General features: G+C 71.8%; 17 protein-coding genes. 5 read left to right on the top strand and 12 right to left on the bottom strand.

The annotated features are described in order from the left end of the window. The first annotated feature begins 171 nt into the window (after window positions 1-171). The 4 genes from ACNF49_RS15565 to ACNF49_RS15550 all read left to right on the top strand — a co-directional run bounded on the left by ACNF49_RS15565 (window position 172) and on the right by ACNF49_RS15550 (window position 3,873). Window positions 172-1,230 carry a hypothetical protein gene (locus tag ACNF49_RS15565; protein WP_482944145.1) on the top strand — a complete coding sequence of 353 codons (1,059 nt, stop codon included), beginning with the start codon at window positions 172-174 and terminating at the stop codon, window positions 1,228-1,230. A 47-nt stretch (window positions 1,231-1,277) separates the two neighbouring features. After that, a complete protein-coding gene (locus ACNF49_RS15560; protein WP_357972276.1) occupies window positions 1,278-1,691 on the top strand; it encodes an SRPBCC family protein in 414 nt (137 codons plus the stop codon). 151 nt (window positions 1,692-1,842) lie between these two features. Continuing rightward, entirely contained in the window at window positions 1,843-2,532 is a 690-nt protein-coding gene (locus tag ACNF49_RS15555) for a GNAT family N-acetyltransferase (RefSeq protein ID WP_482944144.1), read from the top strand. 114 nt (window positions 2,533-2,646) lie between these two features. After that, window positions 2,647-3,873, top strand: coding sequence for an MFS transporter (locus ACNF49_RS15550; RefSeq protein ID WP_357972282.1), 1,227 nt, complete (start codon window positions 2,647-2,649; stop codon window positions 3,871-3,873). 23 nt (window positions 3,874-3,896) lie between these two features. Here the strand turns inward: ACNF49_RS15550 and ACNF49_RS15545 are convergent, their stop codons facing one another. Then, a complete protein-coding gene (locus ACNF49_RS15545) occupies window positions 3,897-4,223 on the bottom strand; it encodes a DUF3140 domain-containing protein (protein ID WP_357972285.1) in 327 nt (108 codons plus the stop codon). After that, window positions 4,220-4,459 (bottom strand): hypervirulence associated TUDOR domain-containing protein, encoded by a 240-nt coding sequence (locus ACNF49_RS15540; protein WP_357972288.1) that lies wholly within the window; start codon window positions 4,457-4,459, stop codon window positions 4,220-4,222. Before ACNF49_RS15540 ends, ACNF49_RS15545 begins: the two co-directional genes overlap by 4 nt. A 171-nt stretch (window positions 4,460-4,630) precedes the next feature. On the opposite strand from ACNF49_RS15540, the gene gdhA reads away from it, so the two are divergent. Continuing rightward, window positions 4,631-5,971 (top strand): NADP-specific glutamate dehydrogenase, encoded by a 1,341-nt coding sequence (gene gdhA / locus ACNF49_RS15535; protein WP_482944143.1) that lies wholly within the window; start codon window positions 4,631-4,633, stop codon window positions 5,969-5,971. Window positions 5,972-6,028: 57 nt separating this feature from the next. Here the strand turns inward: gdhA and ACNF49_RS15530 are convergent, their stop codons facing one another. The 10 genes from ACNF49_RS15530 to ACNF49_RS15485 all read right to left on the bottom strand — a co-directional run bounded on the left by ACNF49_RS15530 (window position 6,029) and on the right by ACNF49_RS15485 (window position 17,674). Next, window positions 6,029-6,442 carry a cytidine deaminase family protein gene (locus tag ACNF49_RS15530; RefSeq protein ID WP_357972293.1) on the bottom strand — a complete coding sequence of 138 codons (414 nt, stop codon included), beginning with the start codon at window positions 6,440-6,442 and terminating at the stop codon, window positions 6,029-6,031. A gap of 24 nt (window positions 6,443-6,466) precedes the next feature. Further along, window positions 6,467-7,213, bottom strand: a complete 747-nt coding sequence (locus ACNF49_RS15525) for an alpha/beta fold hydrolase (RefSeq protein WP_357972296.1) — start codon at window positions 7,211-7,213, stop codon at window positions 6,467-6,469. A gap of 21 nt (window positions 7,214-7,234) precedes the next feature. After that, on the bottom strand, window positions 7,235-8,188 hold the full coding sequence (locus ACNF49_RS15520) for a hypothetical protein (protein ID WP_482944142.1): 954 nt from the start codon (window positions 8,186-8,188) through the stop codon (window positions 7,235-7,237). Continuing rightward, window positions 8,185-8,649 (bottom strand): PadR family transcriptional regulator, encoded by a 465-nt coding sequence (locus ACNF49_RS15515; RefSeq protein WP_482944141.1) that lies wholly within the window; start codon window positions 8,647-8,649, stop codon window positions 8,185-8,187. Before ACNF49_RS15515 ends, ACNF49_RS15520 begins: the two co-directional genes overlap by 4 nt. Before the next feature lie 80 nt (window positions 8,650-8,729). Continuing rightward, the gene (locus ACNF49_RS15510) at window positions 8,730-10,478 is read right to left on the bottom strand and encodes a bifunctional metallophosphatase/5'-nucleotidase (protein ID WP_482944140.1); all 1,749 of its coding nucleotides are present in this window, start codon (window positions 10,476-10,478) and stop codon (window positions 8,730-8,732) included. Between the two features lie 46 nt (window positions 10,479-10,524). Next, window positions 10,525-11,334, bottom strand: a complete 810-nt coding sequence (locus ACNF49_RS15505) for a carbohydrate ABC transporter permease (RefSeq protein WP_482944139.1) — start codon at window positions 11,332-11,334, stop codon at window positions 10,525-10,527. Next, window positions 11,327-12,256, bottom strand: coding sequence for a carbohydrate ABC transporter permease (locus ACNF49_RS15500; protein ID WP_357972311.1), 930 nt, complete (start codon window positions 12,254-12,256; stop codon window positions 11,327-11,329). Before ACNF49_RS15500 ends, ACNF49_RS15505 begins: the two co-directional genes overlap by 8 nt. Window positions 12,257-12,259: 3 nt before the next feature. Beyond that, window positions 12,260-13,507, bottom strand: a complete 1,248-nt coding sequence (locus tag ACNF49_RS15495; RefSeq protein WP_357972314.1) for an ABC transporter substrate-binding protein — start codon at window positions 13,505-13,507, stop codon at window positions 12,260-12,262. 88 nt (window positions 13,508-13,595) lie between these two features. After that, a complete protein-coding gene (locus tag ACNF49_RS15490) occupies window positions 13,596-15,968 on the bottom strand; it encodes a phospholipase D-like domain-containing protein (protein ID WP_357972317.1) in 2,373 nt (790 codons plus the stop codon). Next, on the bottom strand, window positions 15,965-17,674 hold the full coding sequence (locus ACNF49_RS15485; protein WP_482944138.1) for a beta-N-acetylhexosaminidase: 1,710 nt from the start codon (window positions 17,672-17,674) through the stop codon (window positions 15,965-15,967). Before ACNF49_RS15485 ends, ACNF49_RS15490 begins: the two co-directional genes overlap by 4 nt. Window positions 17,675-17,751 lie beyond the last annotated feature (77 nt).

Raw genomic sequence — 17,751 nt, 5'->3', positions numbered from 1 at the left:
GGCGTGCCGCCCGGATCCGAGCAGTGTCGAGCCGCGTCTCCCGCACGGCACAGGAGCGTAGCAACGGCCGGGCCACGAGAACCCGGACACGCGGCGCGACCGTCCGTACACTTTCTGTCGCTGGTCTGCGTGGCCTTACGGTCCGGTCAAGAGAGGGCGGGGTGGGGAGCGATGAGCGAGGTCCACGACGGCGGACCGCCGCCGGGCGCCGCGGAGGCCACCGGCCCGGAGTCGGTGACCTGTCACGAGGACCTGGTGCGGCTGCTGGCCGAGCAGTTCGCCCGGGCCGACGTGTCGCTGCGGGAGTTGCAGGCGCGGGCCGACAGGTCGGGCGGCGCCCGGTTGCCGCGCAGCACGTGCGCCGACATGCTGGCCGGTCGGCGCTTTCCCAAGAAGGCGGTCATGGTGGCGTTCCTGCGGGGGTGCCGCGTGCCCGACCACCAGCTCCCCGCGTGGGAGCGGGCCTGGGACCGGGTGCGGATCAGCCGGCTGCCCGCCGGAGCCTGGGACGATCGCGGCCCGCAGGCGTCCGGCGGCCCGGCGCCCGCCGCGCCCGGCCCGGCGGGACCGGTCCTGCCGGGCCGGGCAGCGTCGGTCCTGGGCGGCGGCGGGCCGCGGCGGGCCGTGCTGTTCGCCGGGATCGCCGTGCCGGTGGCCGCCGCGCTGGCCCTGGCCGTCGTCGTCGCCCTGCGGCTGACGGGACGGCCCGAGCCGCGCCCCGAAGGCGCGTCCGGCCAGGCCGTGGACCCCGGCCACATCGTCACCGACGACGGCCGCGCGTTCCCCCGAGGCGGGTCGAGCCGGTTCACCGTGAGCGTCAGCCCGGCCAACACCGGCGTACGGCTGACTCGCCGGCTCGACGCCGGCGTCGGCCTGCAGGACGCGACCGTCACCGTCGACGGCGCGCCGGCGGCACGGTGGCGGCCGCTGCTGGAGGACGCCGTCCACAAGTGGCGGAACCAGATCGTCGATCTTCCGCCGGGGCTGACGGCGGGACGGCGCGCGCTCACCATCGTCAACACGTGTGTGTCCGACTCGGGGTTCAACGAGTTCCTCTACACCGTGGAGCACCGGATCAACGGCGTCTGGTCGGTCGCCGACCGGGTCGACGTGGGCCCCGACCATCCCGCGAGCGAGGCCGCGCACGACTACCGCGTCGTGCGCGGCGACTGGGCCCACCACCAGACCTTCGCCTACCCGCCGCGAAGGGAGGACTGGGACGTTCGCTAACATAGCGAAGTGCTTCTTTATGAAGTACGTAAGGAAAAGGATCCCCCATGGCCTCCATCCGGCACGAAGTCGTCATCGACGCCTCCCCCGACCACATCTGGGACGTCCTGCGTGACGTCGGAGCCGTGCACGAAAGGCTGCTCCCGGGCCGCGTCGCGGACACCCGGCTGGACGGCGACCAGCGGTTCCTGACGTTCCCCGACGGGCACGTGATCCGCGAGCTGATCGTGGCGATCGACGACGACGCCCGCCGCCTGGCCTACGCGGTCGTGGAGGGCGCGAGGCCGCCGCTGGCCCACCATCACGCCTCCTTCGAGGTCCGCCCGGAGGGCGAGGGGGCCGGCCGGCTGATCTGGATCACCGACGTGCTGCCCGACGCGCGCGCCGCCGAGGTCGGCCTGCGGATGCGGTACGGCGCGGCGGAGATGAGGCAGGCGATCGAGGCCACGTCCCACCACTGACCCACCGCCGCCCTACCGCTGCCCCGGCACAGGGCCCGGCACTGGGCCCGGCACAGGAGCACCGGTGCGAGGTCACTAGGATGACCGGCGCCGGACGACCCCCCGTCCCTCCAGCCGGCTCCCCCGCACCACCCGAGAGGCGCACACCACGATGGCGGACCGCGACGCCACCCCGCTCGACGACCCGGTCGCCGCGTCACTGCGCGGCCGGCACGCGCACCTCGCCCGGCGGCTCGGCGCGGCGGCCACGTACCGGGCGGAGGTGGCGACCTTCTCCTCGGTCCCGGCCGAGCCGGACGAGCGGGCGTGGGCCGACCTGGCCCGGCTGCTCGGGCCGGGCGAGCTGGCCGACCTGTTCAGCTCCCCGGCGACCCCGCCGTCCGGCTGGGAGCCGGTGTTCGCCCTCGACGGCCGCCAGCTGATCTGGGGCGACGACCGCATCCCCGCCGCCCCCGGCGACGTCACCGAACTGGGCACGGACGACGTCCCGGACATGCTCGACCTCGTCGCCAGGACGCGACCTGGGCCGTTCTGGGCGCGTACCCGCGAGATGGGCGCCTACCTCGGCGTCTTCGACGGCGGGAAGCTGGTCGCGATGGCGGGCGAGCGGCTGCGGCCACCGGGCTGGACCGAGATCAGCGCCGTGTGCACCGCGCCCGAGGCACGCGGCCGGGGCCACGCGGCCCGCCTGGTCGGCGCGCTCGTCGCGCGGATCGTGGCCCGCGGCGAGCGTCCGTTCCTGCACGTGGCCGAGGCGAACACCGGCGCGATCGCCCTCTACGAGCGGCTCGGCTTCCGCACCCGCAGGACCGTGACCTTCCGGGGTTTCCGCACCCCGTGACGAACCCCGTGACGGCCCCGGGGCGTCCCGGGACGGCCGCGGGGGCGGGCGCTCCGGCACTGGCGGAAAAACGCGTTGCCGCGGACGCTCGGTGAAACGTATGGTTTTGCGCTCGTGGTCACAGTGGTGGAGCGGGTCCTGCCGGCCCGGCTGGGGACAGGGTTCCGATGGTTGCTGGCGTCGAGCTGGCTGACGAATCTCGGTGACGGGATCGCGGCCGCCGCCGGCCCGCTGCTGATCGCGACGCTGACCCGCGACCCCCTGATGATCTCGCTGTCCGCCCTGGTGAGCTGGGCGCCGCCGCTGATGTTCAGCCTGTACGCCGGCGTCCTGTCCGACCGGTACGACCGCCGCAGGATCGTGCTGGCCGCGAACGCCGTCCGCGCCGTGGTGCTGGCGGCGCTCGTCGTGCTCATGGCGACCGGCACCGTGACCGTGGCGACGGCGCTGGCGGCGCTCACGCTCCGGTCCATCGCCGAGGTGTTCGCCGACAACGCGACCTCCACCCTGACGCCCATGATGGTCGCCAGGGACGACCTGATCGTCGCCAACGCCCGCCTCGGCACCGGGTTCATCACGCTCAACCAGCTCGCCGGGCCGCCGATCGGCGCGGCGCTGTTCGGGCTGGGCCTGACCTGGCCGTTCGCGAGCCAGCTGCTCCTGGTGCTGGCGGGGATGGTCCTGGTCTCCCGGATCGCGCTGCCGCCGCGGGCCCGGCCGGACGACGCCCGGCGCCCGAACACCGTGCGCGAACTCGTCGCCGGGTTCAGCTGGACCGTGCGGCACCCGGCGGTGCGCACGCTGGCGCTCACCATCCTGATCTTCAACTTCACCTTCGGCGCGGCCTGGTCGGTCCTCGTCCTCTACACCCAGGAGCAGCTCGGCCTCGGCGCGATGGGGTTCGGGCTGATGACCACCATCGGCGGCATCGGCGGCCTGATCGGCACCGGCCTGTACGGGACCATCACCCGCAGGGTCAGCCTCGGCGCCTTGATGCGGATCGGGCTCATCATCGAGACGTTCACCCACCTGGGCCTGGCCCTGACCCGTTCGCCGTGGGTCGCCGGAGCCATCTTCCTGGTCTTCGGCGCGCACGCCTTCATCTGGGGCACCACCTCGGGCACCGTCCGCCAGCGCGCGGTCCCGCAGGAGCTGCAGGGGCGGGTGGGCAGCGTCAACACCGTCTGCGTCTACGCCGGCCTGGTGGTCGGCTCGTTGATCGGCGGCGTGCTGGCCACCCGTTTCGGCGTCGCGGCGCCCTTCTGGTTCGCCTTCGCCGGTTCGGCGGTGTTCGTGGTGCTGCTGTGGCGGCAGCTCATGCTCATCGCCCACGACGACTGAGCAGCGGGCGCCGCTCGTCCGCCTCACTTGAGCGGGTCGTGCCCCCAGTTCATCAGTGAGTAGCGCCACCGGGTCTCCCGGACGTCACCGGACGGGCGCTGCGCCAGGTGCCGGCGGATGTAGCCGATCACCTTGGTCATGTGCTCGTAGTCGTGGCCGGTCCAGGACGATCTGCCCTTGCGGAGCAGCCGGACGATCTCGCGGCCGGAGGCGTGGCCGGTCGACTCGCCACCGTCCTGCTTCTGGCCGACCTCCTTCGACTCCGCGGACTCCAGCCAGCGTTCCAGCTCGTGCGCGGTCATGTTGACGGCCTGGCCGAACTCGGCCGCCACGTCCCGGTCGCCGCTCACTTCGCGCCCTTGTCCTTGCCCTTGCGCAGGGCGGACGGCTTGTGCACGGCCTCGCGCCCGCTCTTGTCGCTGCGCACGACGTACTGGGGGTCGTCGGGCGAGGCCGCCACGGTACGGCCGGCCTCCTTCGTCCTCTTGGTGATCTTCTTCTCCACCTTGCCGCGGGCCGTGGACCCGTGGCTCTTCCAGGAGACCTCGTCACCCACGGACGGATCGTCCTTGCGCTTGCCGGTCATACGAACCGCGCTACCCCGCCCTTCTCCCACACTCGGTCAGGCGGGCAAACCTTCCTTTACCGGCGCCGTCCTGGCGCCGCCGCCGGTGTCCTCGGGGCGGGGCGGCTGCTGCTCACACGTGGCCGAATCGTAAAGTGAGCACGATTGCACCAGTGATGTAGGGAGCCCTTCTTGCACGAGAAACTGTCGTCGACCTACGACAACGTCCTGCGCCGGAACCCCGGCGAGGTCGAGTTCCACCAGGCGGTGCGTGAGGTGCTCGAAAGCATCGGCCCGGTTCTCGGCAAGCATCCCGAGTACGCAGAATCGAAGATCATCGAGCGGATCTGCGAGCCCGAGCGGCAGATCATCTTCCGCGTGCCGTGGCTGGACGACCGGGGCGAGGTGCAGATCAACCGCGGTTTCCGGGTGGAGTTCAACAGCGCGCTCGGGCCGTACAAGGGCGGGCTGCGCTTCCACCCGTCGGTCTACCTGGGCATCGTCAAGTTCCTCGGGTTCGAGCAGATCTTCAAGAACGGCCTGACCGGCCTGCCCATCGGCGGCGGCAAGGGCGGCTCCGACTTCGACCCCAAGGGCCGCTCCGACCGCGAGGTGATGAGCTTCTGCCAGAGCTTCATGACCGAGCTCTACCGGCACATCGGCGAGTACACCGACGTCCCGGCCGGTGACATCGGCGTCGGCGGACGCGAGATCGGCTACCTGTTCGGCCAGTACAAGCGCATCACCAACCGCTACGAATCCGGCGTGATCACCGGCAAGGGCCTGGTGTACGGCGGTGCCCAGGTACGCACCGAGGCCACCGGCTACGGCTGCACGTTCTTCGTGGAGGAGATGCTCAAGGCCCGCGGCACGTCGTTCGACGGCAAGCGGGTCGTCGTGTCGGGCTCTGGCAACGTGGCCGTCTACACGATCGAGAAGATCGAGCAGCTCGGCGGCGTCGTGGTGGCCTGCTCCGACTCCTCCGGCTACGTGCTCGACGAGAAGGGCATCGACCTGGACCTGCTCAAGCAGGTCAAGCAGGTCGAGCGGGGCCGCCTGGAGGCGTACGCGGAGCGCCGGGGCGAGCAGGCCGTCTTCGTCCCGGACCGCAGCGTGTGGGAGGTGCCCTGCGAGGTGGCGATGCCGTCCGCCACGCAGAACGAGATCACCGGCCGGGACGCCGCGTTCCTGGTGGACAACGGCTGCGTCGCAGTCGGCGAGGGGGCCAACATGCCGACCACTCCGGAGGGCATCAAGGTGTTCCTGGAGGCGGGCGTCGCGTTCGGGCCGGGCAAGGCGGCCAACGCGGGCGGGGTGGCCACCAGCGCGCTGGAGATGCAGCAGAACGCCAGCCGCGACTCCTGGACGTTCGAGTTCTCCGAGCGCCGCCTCCAGGAGATCATGCAGGACATCCACGGCCGCTGCCTGCAGACCGCCGACGAGTACGGCATGCCGGGCAACTACGTGGCGGGCGCCAACATCGACGGCTTCCGCCGGGTCGCCGACGCCATGCTCGCGCTGGGCCTCATCTGACCGCGCCGGCACCCCGTCCGCCCTCGCCGGCCCTCGCCGGCGAGGGCCGGCGAGGGGTCAGTCCGGAGTGCCGGGAGGCAGTTGGTGGTCGGCCCAGACGTAGGTCTCGGGCAGCAGGTCGGCGACGGCGACCGTACGGAGACGGTCGCCCTCGCCCACGATGACCTGGAGGGCCGGGAAGTAGTCCAGCAGGACCTGACGGCAGCGGCCGCACGGCGGGACGACCCCACGCTCCCGGTCCCCCACGGCGACGACCGTGTCCAGCTCGTACGCGCCCTGTGCGGCCGCCGCGCCGATGAGGACCAGCTCGGCGCAGGGCCCGCCGGTGAAGTGGTAGGCGTTCACCGCCGTGACGATCCGGCCGTCGCGGACGCGCGCGGCGGCCGCCATGGTGTGGTTGTCACCCCTGCAGCGAGTGCGGGCGACCTCCGCGGCGGCCTGGACGAGTTCGCGGTCGACGTGCCGGCTCACTGCCCCTCCTCGTGACTTGGCGCGTCAGGCGCGGGTCTGCTCGCGCAGGAACTCGACGATCAGCTCGGTGACCTCGGCCGGCCGTTCCATGCTCGCCAGATGGGCCGCCCAGGGCAGCTCGACGTTACGGGCGGCGGGCAGGTCGGCCTCGGTGTGCCGGAAGTCGGCGACGTCGTGCGCGCCCGACACGGCCAGGCACGGCATCGTCACGGCCGCCGGGTCCACCTGGACCTTGACCGGGCCGACGACCCCCTCGGCGAGCTGGAGCTCGTAGGCGCGAAGCTGCATCTCGTGCACGGCCCGCCCGGCCTCCTCGCCGCCCTCGGGGCCCAGCCAGCGGTCGACCATCAGCTGCGCGGCGCCCGCCAGGTCGCCCGCCTCGACCAGCGCGTCCTCGCGCTCACCGACCGCGCGCAGCTCGGCGCTCGGCTCCCGCCAGGGCAGCGCGGCGGAGAGCAGGATCAGCGCCTCCACCCGCTCGGGGCTGCTCGCGGCGACCTCCAGCGCCACCTTCCCGCCGTAGGAGCAGCCGACCAGGAAGAACCGGTCGATGCCCAGGCTGTCGAGCAGGCCCAGCACGTCGCCGGAGTTGCTGTACGGCTCGGTGGGCAGCGGGCTCTGCCCGAAGCCACGCAGGTCGCACCGGACCACCCGGAACCCGGCGGCGATCAGCGGCTCCCACTGGGGGTCCCACATGCGCCGGTCGCAGACCCCCGCGTGCAGGAGCAGCAGCGCCGGTCCGTCGCCTGCCACGTCATAAGAAATCGTCATCGCGCAGACGTTACCAGTCATTCACTGACCGGTTTGTCCCACACGAGACGGCGCCGGGGCTTTTCCGGCGACCCTGGCCATCCAGGCCGTCACGCCCAGCACCACGGCCGCCAGCACTCCCAGCAGCACCGAGTTCAGCAGGTGGCCGACCCCGGGCAGCCCTCCCACGTGGATGCCGACCATCGGCAGCAGCACCACCAGCGCGCGGCGCCCGACCGGCGACCGCAGCGCCAGCCCAGTGGCCACCGCGGCCAGCGCCCACACGGGCGGAGAGGCCCACCGGGACGAGATCGCCGCCCCGGCGACCGCGCCGCCGAAGAGCACGGCCATCCACCACAGCAGCCGCCGGCCGCCCAGCGGGCCGGGCCCGGGAGAAGGCGCGAGGAGCAGCATCGCCCCGCACAGGACCAGCGGCAGCGCCGACATCGCCATCCCGCCGACGTCGAGCGGCACGCCCCCGATCAGGAGCACCCCGTCGCCGACCACGGTGTACGTGACCGACGCGGACACGCTGCCCCACACGTGCTCCCCGAGGATCACCAGCGCGTACGCCCACGCGCAGGCGGCCGCCGCGCCGGCCCTCCCGCGCCAGGCCAGCAGCACCACGACCGCGTACGGCAGGGCGAAGGTGAGGATGCGCAGGAACTGCCGGAGCTCGTCGTCCACGAAGGGCGGCTGCCAGGCCGCCGCTGCGAACATGACGGCCCGCGCGAGCGCGCTGAGCAGCAGCGCGACGGGCACGAGGAGGGCGGCGACGTCGACCGCGGCCCGCCACTGGGCGCCCGCCCCGCGCCGCACCCGGATCGCCAGGCCGCCCCGCACCAGGTCGAAGGTGTCCCGCACGCCGGGCCGTCGCCGGCCGGGCCGCGCGCCCGCCAGCAGCACCGCGACCATCTCCTCCTCGTGCAGGGCACGGTGGTCGGCCGGGTACCACCGGGCGAGCAGCCGCCGGCAACGCCGTTCCAGGGACGTCACAACGACCTCCCCGGCCCGCCGAACGCCGCGGACGGCCCACCGAGCGACACCGGCAGGCCGCCGAGCGCCGCGGACAGCTTGCCGAGCGCCCCCGGTGGGCCGGCGAACGCCGATCCCAGCTCCCCGCGGGACCGCCATGCTGCCCGGCCGCGCAGCCGGGCCGTGGCCGTTTCGGCGTTGTGCCGCAACTGCTCGGCCTCGGCCGCCAGGCGGAGCTCGCCGTCGGACGTCAGCCGGTAGTAGCGCCGCGCCCGCCCGTCGACCACCTCCTCCCGGTCGGCCGCCACCAGCCCTTCGGCCTGGAGCCGGTCGAGGGCGGCGTAGAGGGTGCCGGCCCGCAGCCGCATCCGCTCGCCGGAGATCCGCACGACGTCGGTGATGATGCCGTAGCCGTGCTGCGGCCCGGCCGCGAGCGCGGTCAGGATGAGGAACGTCGGCTCCTGCATCGCTCTGGAAGTCATGCCGACGATATATACCGATGATCTGAGCATGCCGCAACTCCGGGGCGCGGGAGGCCGCGAGGCGCCCCGCGCCCGGAGCCCTACGGCAGCGCCACCGCCCGGTCCAGGGCGGGCGGGGTCACCGGCCCCTGTCGCAGGTAGGCCCGCATGGCCTCGTAGTCGCGGCTGCCGCGCACCGCGTCGGTGTACCCGGCGAAGGCGGTGTAGCCGTCGGCGCCGAGCAGCGTGTACGCCAGCGCCGCGAGCCGGTAGGTCCTGCCGGTGTCGAGCGGCTGCCCGTTGATGACCACGTCGGCGGGGTTGATCCGGTCGCCCACGGGCCGGTTCGGGGAGTAGGAGAAGCGCACGTTCTTCGACACGGCCAGCGGCGCGAACTTCACGGTGCCGTCGGCCTGCGTCTGCCACTGCTGCTCCAGGGCCTGCTCAAGCTGCGAGCCCTTGACCGACACCGTGACCACCGGGTTGGCGTAACCCCACGCGGCCCACGACTCGCCCATGAGCACCTTGCCGTCGGCGTCGGCGGCGTTGGTGCCCTTGGCGAACTTGAGGTCGCCGCGCAGCGAGTTCGAGCCCTTGGTCGGCGCCACGGCCACCATGGCCAGGTCGGCCTTGCCGCCCTCGGTCTGCTGGGAGTCGAAGTACTCCACGTCGGCCACGGTGTTGCCGAGCGTGCTCTGCCCGGTCACGTCGCGGGTCCTGGTGAGGTCGCCGGTGATGGTGCCGTACGGCTTGGCGTAGGTCTCCTTCTGCATGGCGTTCCAGTGGTCGACCAGCTTCACCATGGCGGGGTCGGGGGCGATGTCGCGGGTCACCGGGTGGTTGGCCGCGGTGGTCGCGGTCCTGATGACGTCGCGGGTACGGCGGTCGAGCTTGAGGTTGACCTCGCTGATGAGGCGGCCGTGGTTGGCGGCCTCGACGACCGGGCGGGGGTTGCCCGCGGGGTCGGGGATCGAGCAGTTGAAGTACCAGTGCCAGTGGCCCGTGACGATGGCGTCGATGTCGGGCGAGGCGTTCTTGGCGAAGTCCCAGATGGGCCCGGCCTTCTGGTCCCCGCAGCCGCTGTAGTCCTCGCCGGCCTTGCCGCCCTCGTGCACGTTGGCGACGATGGCCTTGACGCCGCGGCGCTTGAGGATCTCGGCGTACTTGTTGGCCGTCTCAACCAGCGGCAGGTTGTCCAGCGACGGCTGGTAGGAGGTGGAGCCGTCCACGGTGGTGGGCGTGGTCAGGTTGATGAAACCGACGGGGATGCCCTGGAACCGCTTGATCACGTACGGCGGGAGCACCGGGCGGGTGTCGCCCTTCATGGTGATGTTGGCCGTGGAGATGTCGAAGTCGGCGCCCTGGAAGGGCTGCCCGTCGGAGTCGGTGAAGCAGCTGTCGAGCCCGACCTCGCCGAAGCACTCCCCCTTGCCCATGTGGTCGCGCAGGAACTCCAGGGAGCGGTCCAGCTCGTGGTTCCCGACCGTGGTGAACTCCACCTTGATCTTGTTCAGGAACTCGATCGTGGGCTCGTCGGCGTGGTACGACACCTCGGTGGGCCAGCCGCTGAAATTGTCGCCGCTGGAGAAGGTGACCGTGTTCTCGTGCCCCTGCCGGAGCCGGTCAAGATGGGCCGCCAGGTACGGCGCGCCACCCACCACCAGGGTCTTCCCCTGCGGATCCTTGATCGTGCCATCCGTGGCGTTGCTCTGCGGGGTGATGTAGCCGTGGAAGTCGGTGAGCGACAACAGCTGCACGTCCACGGGCTTGGGCGCGGCCAGTGCCGGTGAGGCGGACGAGGCCAGAGTGACGCCTAAGGCGACAATGATCCACTTACGGAACGAAGACACGCATACTCCTAAATAGGGGGATATAGCGGGAGAAAAGACTTGCGGATCAGCCCTTCGAGCCGGTGAACGCGATCCCGGCGATCAGCTGCCGTTGCATGACCACGAAGAGAACGACCACCGGCAGCGAGGCCACGACGGACCCGGCGAAGAGGATGGGGTAGTTGGTCAGGTACTGGCCGCGCAGCGAGGCCAGCCCGGCGGAGAGCGTCATCATCTCCGGATCGGTGTTGACCACCAGCGGCCAGAGCAGGCTGCTCCAGGACCACATGACGGTCAGCAGCCCGAGCGCCAGCAGGCCGGGCCGGACCAGCGGCAACATGATCCACCAGTAGATCTGCAGCGGGTTGGCGCCGTCCAGCCGCGCCGCCTCGTCCAGCTCCTTGGGCAGGGTCTTGAAGAACTGCCGCAGCAGGAACGTGCCGAAGGCGCCGAAGACGCCGGGGGCGATGAGCGCCTGGAGGCTGTTGAGCCACCCGAGCCCCTGCATGATCTCGTACCGCGGCAGCAGGAACAGCTCTCCCGGCACCATCAGCACGGCCAGGAACAACATGAAGACCGGCCCGCGCCCGGGGAAGTCCAGCCGCGCGAAGGCGAAGGCCGCCAGCGAGCACAGCAGCAGCTGCCCGGCCGTCACCGCGACCGTCACGACCACCGTGTTGAGGAACTGCCGCCCGAGCGGCACGGTCTGGAACACGTCGGCGAAGTTGTGCCACTGCCAGGAGGGGACCGCCGTGGGCGGCACCCGCATCGACTCGGTCATGGTCTGCAGCGAGACCACGAGCTGCCAGACGAACGGCATGACCATGATCAGGCCGCCGGTGAGCAGGACCGTGTGCACGATCCAGCGCCTACTCATAGTGGACCCACCGCCTCTGCAGTCGGAACTGGACGGCGGTCAGCATGAGGATCAGGGCCAGCAGCACGACCGCGATCGCGGCGGCGTAGCCGCGGCTGTTCTGCACGAAACCCTGCTCGTAGAAGAGGTAGACGATCGTGCGGCTCCCCGCCAGCGCCGGGCTCTTGGTGTCGATCATGAGGTAGACCAGGTCGAAGACCTGCAGCGCGTTGATCAGCGTGATCACCACGACGAAGAACGTGGTGGGCGTGAGCAGCGGCAGGGTGATGCGGAAGAACTGCCGCAGCCGGCCCGCGCCGTCGATCGAGGCGGCCTCGTAGTAGTGCTTGGGGATGCCCTGCAACCCGGCCAGGAACAACACCGCGTTGTACCCGAGCGAGGTCCAGATCCCGACCACCGCGACCGCGTAGATCGCGAACTCGGGGTCGGACACCCAGTACGGCCCGTCGATCCCGACCAGGCCGAGCACGTAGTTGATCGGCCCGAAGTCGCCGTTGTACAGGTAACGCCAGGTCAGGCCGACGGCCGCGGGCATGGTGACCACCGGCAGGAAGTACAGCGTGCGGTAGAAGCCGAGCCCGCGCAGCCCCGGCACGTTCAGCAGCGCCGCGATCACGATCGACAGCGGCACCCCGATCAGCACGAGCACGGAGTAGAGCAGCGTGTTGCGCAGCGCGCCGGCCATCTCCTCGTCGCTGAAGAGGGCGGCGAAGTTGTCCAGGCCCACCCACGTCTGCCCGCCGAACACACCCGACTCGGTGAAGCTGAGGTAGAGCGTCTGGACGATGGGCCACAGGTAGAACACGGCCAGCCCGAGGGCCATGGGCGCGATCAGCCCGTAACCCCACAGCCAGTCGCGTCGCGACCGCCGCCCCGGCGGGGCCGCCGCCTTGACGGCGGCCCGTTCCTCGGTCAGCACCATCGGCTACTCCTTGGCCAGGATCTCGTTCATCTGCGCGGCGATCTCCTTGGCCGCCTCCGCGGTCGGCCGCTTACCCGCCCACGCCTCGGCCAGGAGCTTGTTCTGCACGTCCTGCCACTTGGCGGTGTTGAGCGAGACGGGGTACGGCACGCCGTTCGGGATCGAGGCGTCGAAGGCCTCCTTCAGGTGGTAGTCGGGGAAGGCGGCGAACCAGCCGTCCTGGGTGCCGGCCCGCGAGGAGACCGAGGCGCCGCCGGAGTCGCTGAGGATCTTCTCGGCCTCGTCGGAGGAGAGGAACGCGGCGAACTGCGCGGCCTCGGCCGGGTGCTCGCTCTTGGCCGAGACGGAGTTGGCCAGGCCGAGCAGGATGACGGCCTCCTGCGCCGGCCCCTTGGGCAGGGGCGCCACGTCGACCTTGCCGCCGCGCTCGGTGTTGGCCTTGAACGTGGTGGCCAGCCACGAGCCGCCGTAGTACATGGCGTACTTGCCGGTCATGAACAGCTGCACGGGGCTGGTGTCGGTGGTCGCCTGGGCGGGCGGGGCCACCTTGTCCTTGTTGATCATGTCGGTCCAGAACTCCAGGCCCTGGATGGAGCCGGGCTCGTCGAAGCCCGACTTCTTGCCGTCGGCGGAGATGACGTGGCCGCCGGCCTGGATCATCGTCGGGTAGAAGCCGCCCTGGTCCCACAGGGGGGCCAGCAGGCCGTACTGCTTCTTGGCCGGGTCGGTCAGCTTCTTGGCGGCGGCCTTGAGGTCGTCCCAGGTCCAGTCGGCGGTCGGGTACGCGACGCCGCCCTTGTCGAAGAGCTCCTTGTCGTACCAGAGCACGGGGACGCCGACGTCGCGCGGCATGCCGTACAGCTTGCCGTCGTAGCGGTAGCCGTCCACGATGGCCTGCGGGAAGGCGCTGACGTCGGCGTTCTCGAAGGGGGCGATGACGCCGCCCTTGGCGTACATGCGCACGTTGAGGCTGTTCATCCAGAAGACGTCCGGGGCCGCGCCGCCGGTGGCCGCGGTCTGGAGCTTGGTCCAGTACTGGTCCCACGGCGTGATCTCAAGCTTGACCGTGACGTCGGGGTGCTGCTTCTGGAAGGCGTCGATGATCTTCTGGGTGCTGGGCTGGTCGTTCTTCTCCCAGATCGCGTAGCTGATCGTGACTTTTCCTGGCTTGGTGGCGGTGGTGTCGGAGCCGGAGCCACAACCGGCCAGTGTCATCGCCAGGGCGGCGGCGAGTGCCATACGCAGGCGCACGGGCATTTCCTTTTCTCTAGAAGCCGTCGGCGGGCAAGCCGGAGCACGGCGTCGGGGGATGATGATCAGGGTCTCGATCTCGGCGGGCTCACAGTCCGGTGTTGGTGAAGCCGGTCCTGGCCACGACGTCGCCGTATCCGTTGGCGTCGAAGTCCTCGACGTAGAAGAGGTGGAACCCGCGGCCGTCGGCGGCGACGGCGGTGCCCGACTGGTCGCCGGCGGTGTTCGGGTTCATGCGCTCGCAGGGGAAGCGGCCGGTCGTCGTGCCGTCGGCGTTGAACCCGCGGGCGTACACCTCGTGGGAACGGCCGGCGTTCCACAGGTCGGACTCGGTCCAGCCGACCACGAACCGCCCGGTGTCGTCGACGGCCACGGACGGCGACCCCTGGACGGCGCAGCGATAGGTCTGGTCCATCTTCCCGCAGAGCGGCGGGTACTCCTTGCCGCCGTCGGAGGGCGTGTTCGGCGCGAACTTGCCGAACGCGACGGGGGTCTCCGCGAACCTCTGCCCCAGGGAGGGCGTCAGGCCGCGCGTCCGCACCCGCCAGACGGTCGTCACGTCGCCGCCGGTGACCGCCACGTTGTCGCTCCAGACCACGACGCTGTCGCCGCCGGGGGTCGTCGCCACGGCGGGGGCCAGGTGCTGGGTCGCGGAGTTGGTGTTGATCCGGGTGGCGGGGGCGACGGTCGCGCCGGTCGCCGAGATCCGCCTGCCGTACACGTCGGGCGCCTGCTGCCAGACCACGGTCGCGGTGCCCGCGCCGTCGACGGCCACGTCGGGCCGGTCCCCGGTGCCCACCTGGAGCGGCGCGAAGGAACGGGCGGTCAGCGAGGCGTAGCCGGCCGCGCGGACGGTACTGGTCGGCCCGTCCTCCCAGGCCACCGTGAACCCGCCGGCGCCGCGGACCGCGATCCTCGGCCGGGTCTGGTCGCCGCTCCACTGCGGGTCGTTGGCCCAGATCGTCGCGCTCAGCGTGCCCGACGGCGAGAGCCTGCGCACCGCGATGTTGTGCTCGCCGCGGCAGTCGCCGTCCTCGGCCCAGGCGACGTAGGCGTTGCCCGCGTCGTCCACGCCGGCCGACGGCTGCACGTGGTTCCAGCCGGTGACGCAGCCGACGCCGCCCATCGAGACCTTGACGGGGCCGGTCACCGGCTGCCCGTCGCGGTAGATGCGCGCGTAGACCTCGGTGCCCTCCACCGAGGCGCGGTCGCGGTCGTCCTCCCAGGCCACGGCCGTGTAGCCGGACCGCACGGCGGCGGCCCTGGGCGCGCGCTGGTCGTCGGGGCCGTTGGCGGTCATCTGGAGTTCTGCCCCCGGGAAGGCCCTGGGGACGATCTTGACGACCTCGTCCTTCATGGCGGTGAAGTCGGCGTCGTAGGCCGCGTAGACGGCCGGGTCGTCGACGCGGACGAAGGAGTCGTCGGAGGCGGTCAGGGAGCCGCCGTTGAGGTTGTGGGAGCCGGTGTAGACGTAGCTGCGCCGCGCGCCGCCCGCCGCCGCCGACGGCCCGTCCACCAGGATGATCTTGGAGTGGATGCTGTCCGGCGCGCAGGTGTCGCCGGCCGGGTAGTGGCAGCCGCCGGGCCGGAAGGTGTGCACCACGATGCCGCCCTTGGCGAGCTCCGCGGCGGTCGCGACCGTCTGGTTGCCCTCGGCCACGAGCACCTCGACGTCGCAGCCCTGCTGCTTCTTGGCCTTGAGCTCGGCGATGACCAGCGGCCGGTCCGTGGCGAACTGCGACTGCACCACGCGGATCGCGCCGGGGCAGCCCACGTCCCGGATCATGGCCGCGACCAGGTCGGCGCTGCCGTACGTGCTCTGGTCGTAGGCGGTGTCGCGGGGCTCCATCCAGACCGTGACCCTGCCGCTGGTGGCGGTGAACGGCGCCCGCCAGGAGGTGCGCACCTGGGAGACGAGCGTGTCGAACACCTGCCGGTAGCCGTCGGCCAGCGCGGCGTCGCCCGAGCTGATCAGCATGTTCTGGTGCAGGCCGTTGTCGGGGGCGAGGTTCTGCGAGCTCTGCACGACCACGTCGGTCCTGCCGTCCGTGAGCCGGCTGAACACGAGGAACTTGTGGTGGCTGATGTCGGTGTCCGGCCCGTTGCAGCCCTTGTCGCAGAGCGTGACGGGCACGCCGGCCGCGGCCAGCTCGTCCAGGAGCGCGTTGTGCCCCGATCCCTCGGACACCACCCGTACGTCGACCCGCCGGGCGTGCGCCGCCACCAGCGCGTCCTTGACGGCCTTGATCTCCAGCACGAAGGTCGCCACGCGCAGCGTGGAGTCCGGGGCGGCCAGCCCGATCAGCTCCAGCACCTTCGCGGGCAGGGGATCGGCGAGCGTGCCGTCGACGCTCGGCCTGCTGAAGTACGCCGACAGCTCCGGAGCCGCCGCCTGGGCCGGGGTGACCAGGCCGAGCAGGCAGGACAGGCCGACGAGGACGACGGACAGACGCTTGATCATGCTCGCTTCCCTTCGCTGAGGTTCCGCCGCAGGTCGCGGGTCCAGGCCGCCACCTCGGCCTCGGTCTCCGCCCGCTCCCGGGGCCGGCCGCGGACGTCCGGCCGGGTCTGCCACGGCTCGGGACCGGTCTCCTTGCGGTACTCCACGCCCAGCGCGGCGAGCCGGCGCTCGTGGTGGTGCAGCCGCGCCCGGAAGTCGTCGAAGTCGCCTCCGGCGGGGCTCCACACGACCTCGGCGAAGGCCGACAGCCGCGGGAAGGCCATGTAGTCGAGCCCGCGGGGCGAGTCGATGTGCTCGGTCCAGAGGTTGGCCTGCGCGCCGAGGACCCGGGCGGCCTCGGCCTCGGTCAGCTCCGGCGGCACCGGCTCGTAGGCGTGGACGTCACGCAGCGAGATCACGTTGCCGATCGGGACCGGCTCGTCGGGCCGGTCAGACTGCCGGAAGTCCAGGTAGAGCTCGGTGAAGGGGCAGGTGACCACGTCGTGCCCGGCGCGCGCCGCCGCGACCGCGCCGTACGTCCCGCGCCAGGACGCCACGGTCGCCCCCGGCGGCAGGCCGCCCTCGATGATCTCGTCCCAGCCGAGCAGCCGCCGCCCGCGCGCCGCCAGGTGGTCGGAGAACTGGCGGATGAACCAGCTCTGCAGCTCCTCCTCGTCGCGCAGGCCGAGCTCGGCGATGCGGCGCTGGGCCGAGGGGCTCTGCCGCCACTGCTCCTTGGGGCACTCGTCGCCGCCCACGCAGACGTACTCGCCGGGGAAGATCTCCATCACCTGGTCGAGCACGTCCCGGTAGAAGGCGAGGGTGGCGTCCTCGACGTTGAGCACGTTGGGAGAGACGCCCCACCCGGTGGCGACCTCGAGTTGTTCGTCGAGGTTGCCCAGCTCCGGATAGGCCGCGATGGCCGCCTGCGAGTGACCGGGCAGCTCGATCTCCGGCACCACGGTGACGAACCGGTCGGCCGCGTACGACACGATCTCGCGCAGGTCGTCCTGGGTGTAGAAGCCGCCGTGCGGGCGGCCGTCGAACACGCCGTGCCGGCGGTCCCCGAGCGGGCTCTCCCTGCGCCAGGCGCCGACCTCGGTGAGCTTCGGATGGCCCTTGACCTCCAGCCGCCAGCCCTGGTCGTCGGTGAGGTGCAGATGCAGCACGTTGAGCTTGTGGGCGGCCAGCAGGTCGATGTAGCGCAGCAGGTCGGGCTTCGGCAGGAAGTGCCTGGCCACGTCGATCAGGCAACCGCGCCACCGGAAGCGCGGCCGGTCGGCGACGGTGACCGGGGCGAGGAGCCAGCCCTGCTCGCCGACCGCGCCCCTGCGGAAGGCCGCGGGCGGGAGGAGCTGGCGCAGGGTCTGCGCGCCGTAGAACGCCCCGGCCGCGTCACCCGCCTCGACGCGCACCCCGTCGGGGCGTACGGTCAGGCGGTAGCCCTCCGGGCCGAGCCCGGCGGTCAGGACGAACTCGATCGCCCCCGGCCCCGGCGCTCCGGCGGGCAGCGGCAGGCCGGTCGCGGGCGACAACGCCGCCCGCAGCCAGCCCTCCACCCGCGACAGGCCGGGAGGGGCGGCGATCACTGTGGTCGCGGTGAGGGCGAAGGGTTCCCCGCCGTCTGGGGTCACATGGACGGGTCGTGGCAGCAGCAAGACAGGTCCCTGGGGGGTTCGGGGGCGGGATCGTCGGTCGGTGACAGGGCGGGCGGCGGGTCGTAGCATGGCGCTCGGCTTCCGGTCGCCGCGAGCCGCCCGCGGCCATGCCCGTGATCTGGCCTCTTTTTCTCGGTGAGCGCCTC

Source organism: Actinomadura sp. ATCC 39365, assembly GCF_054392275.1.
This window is presented reverse-complemented; position numbering and strand designations above follow the sequence as displayed.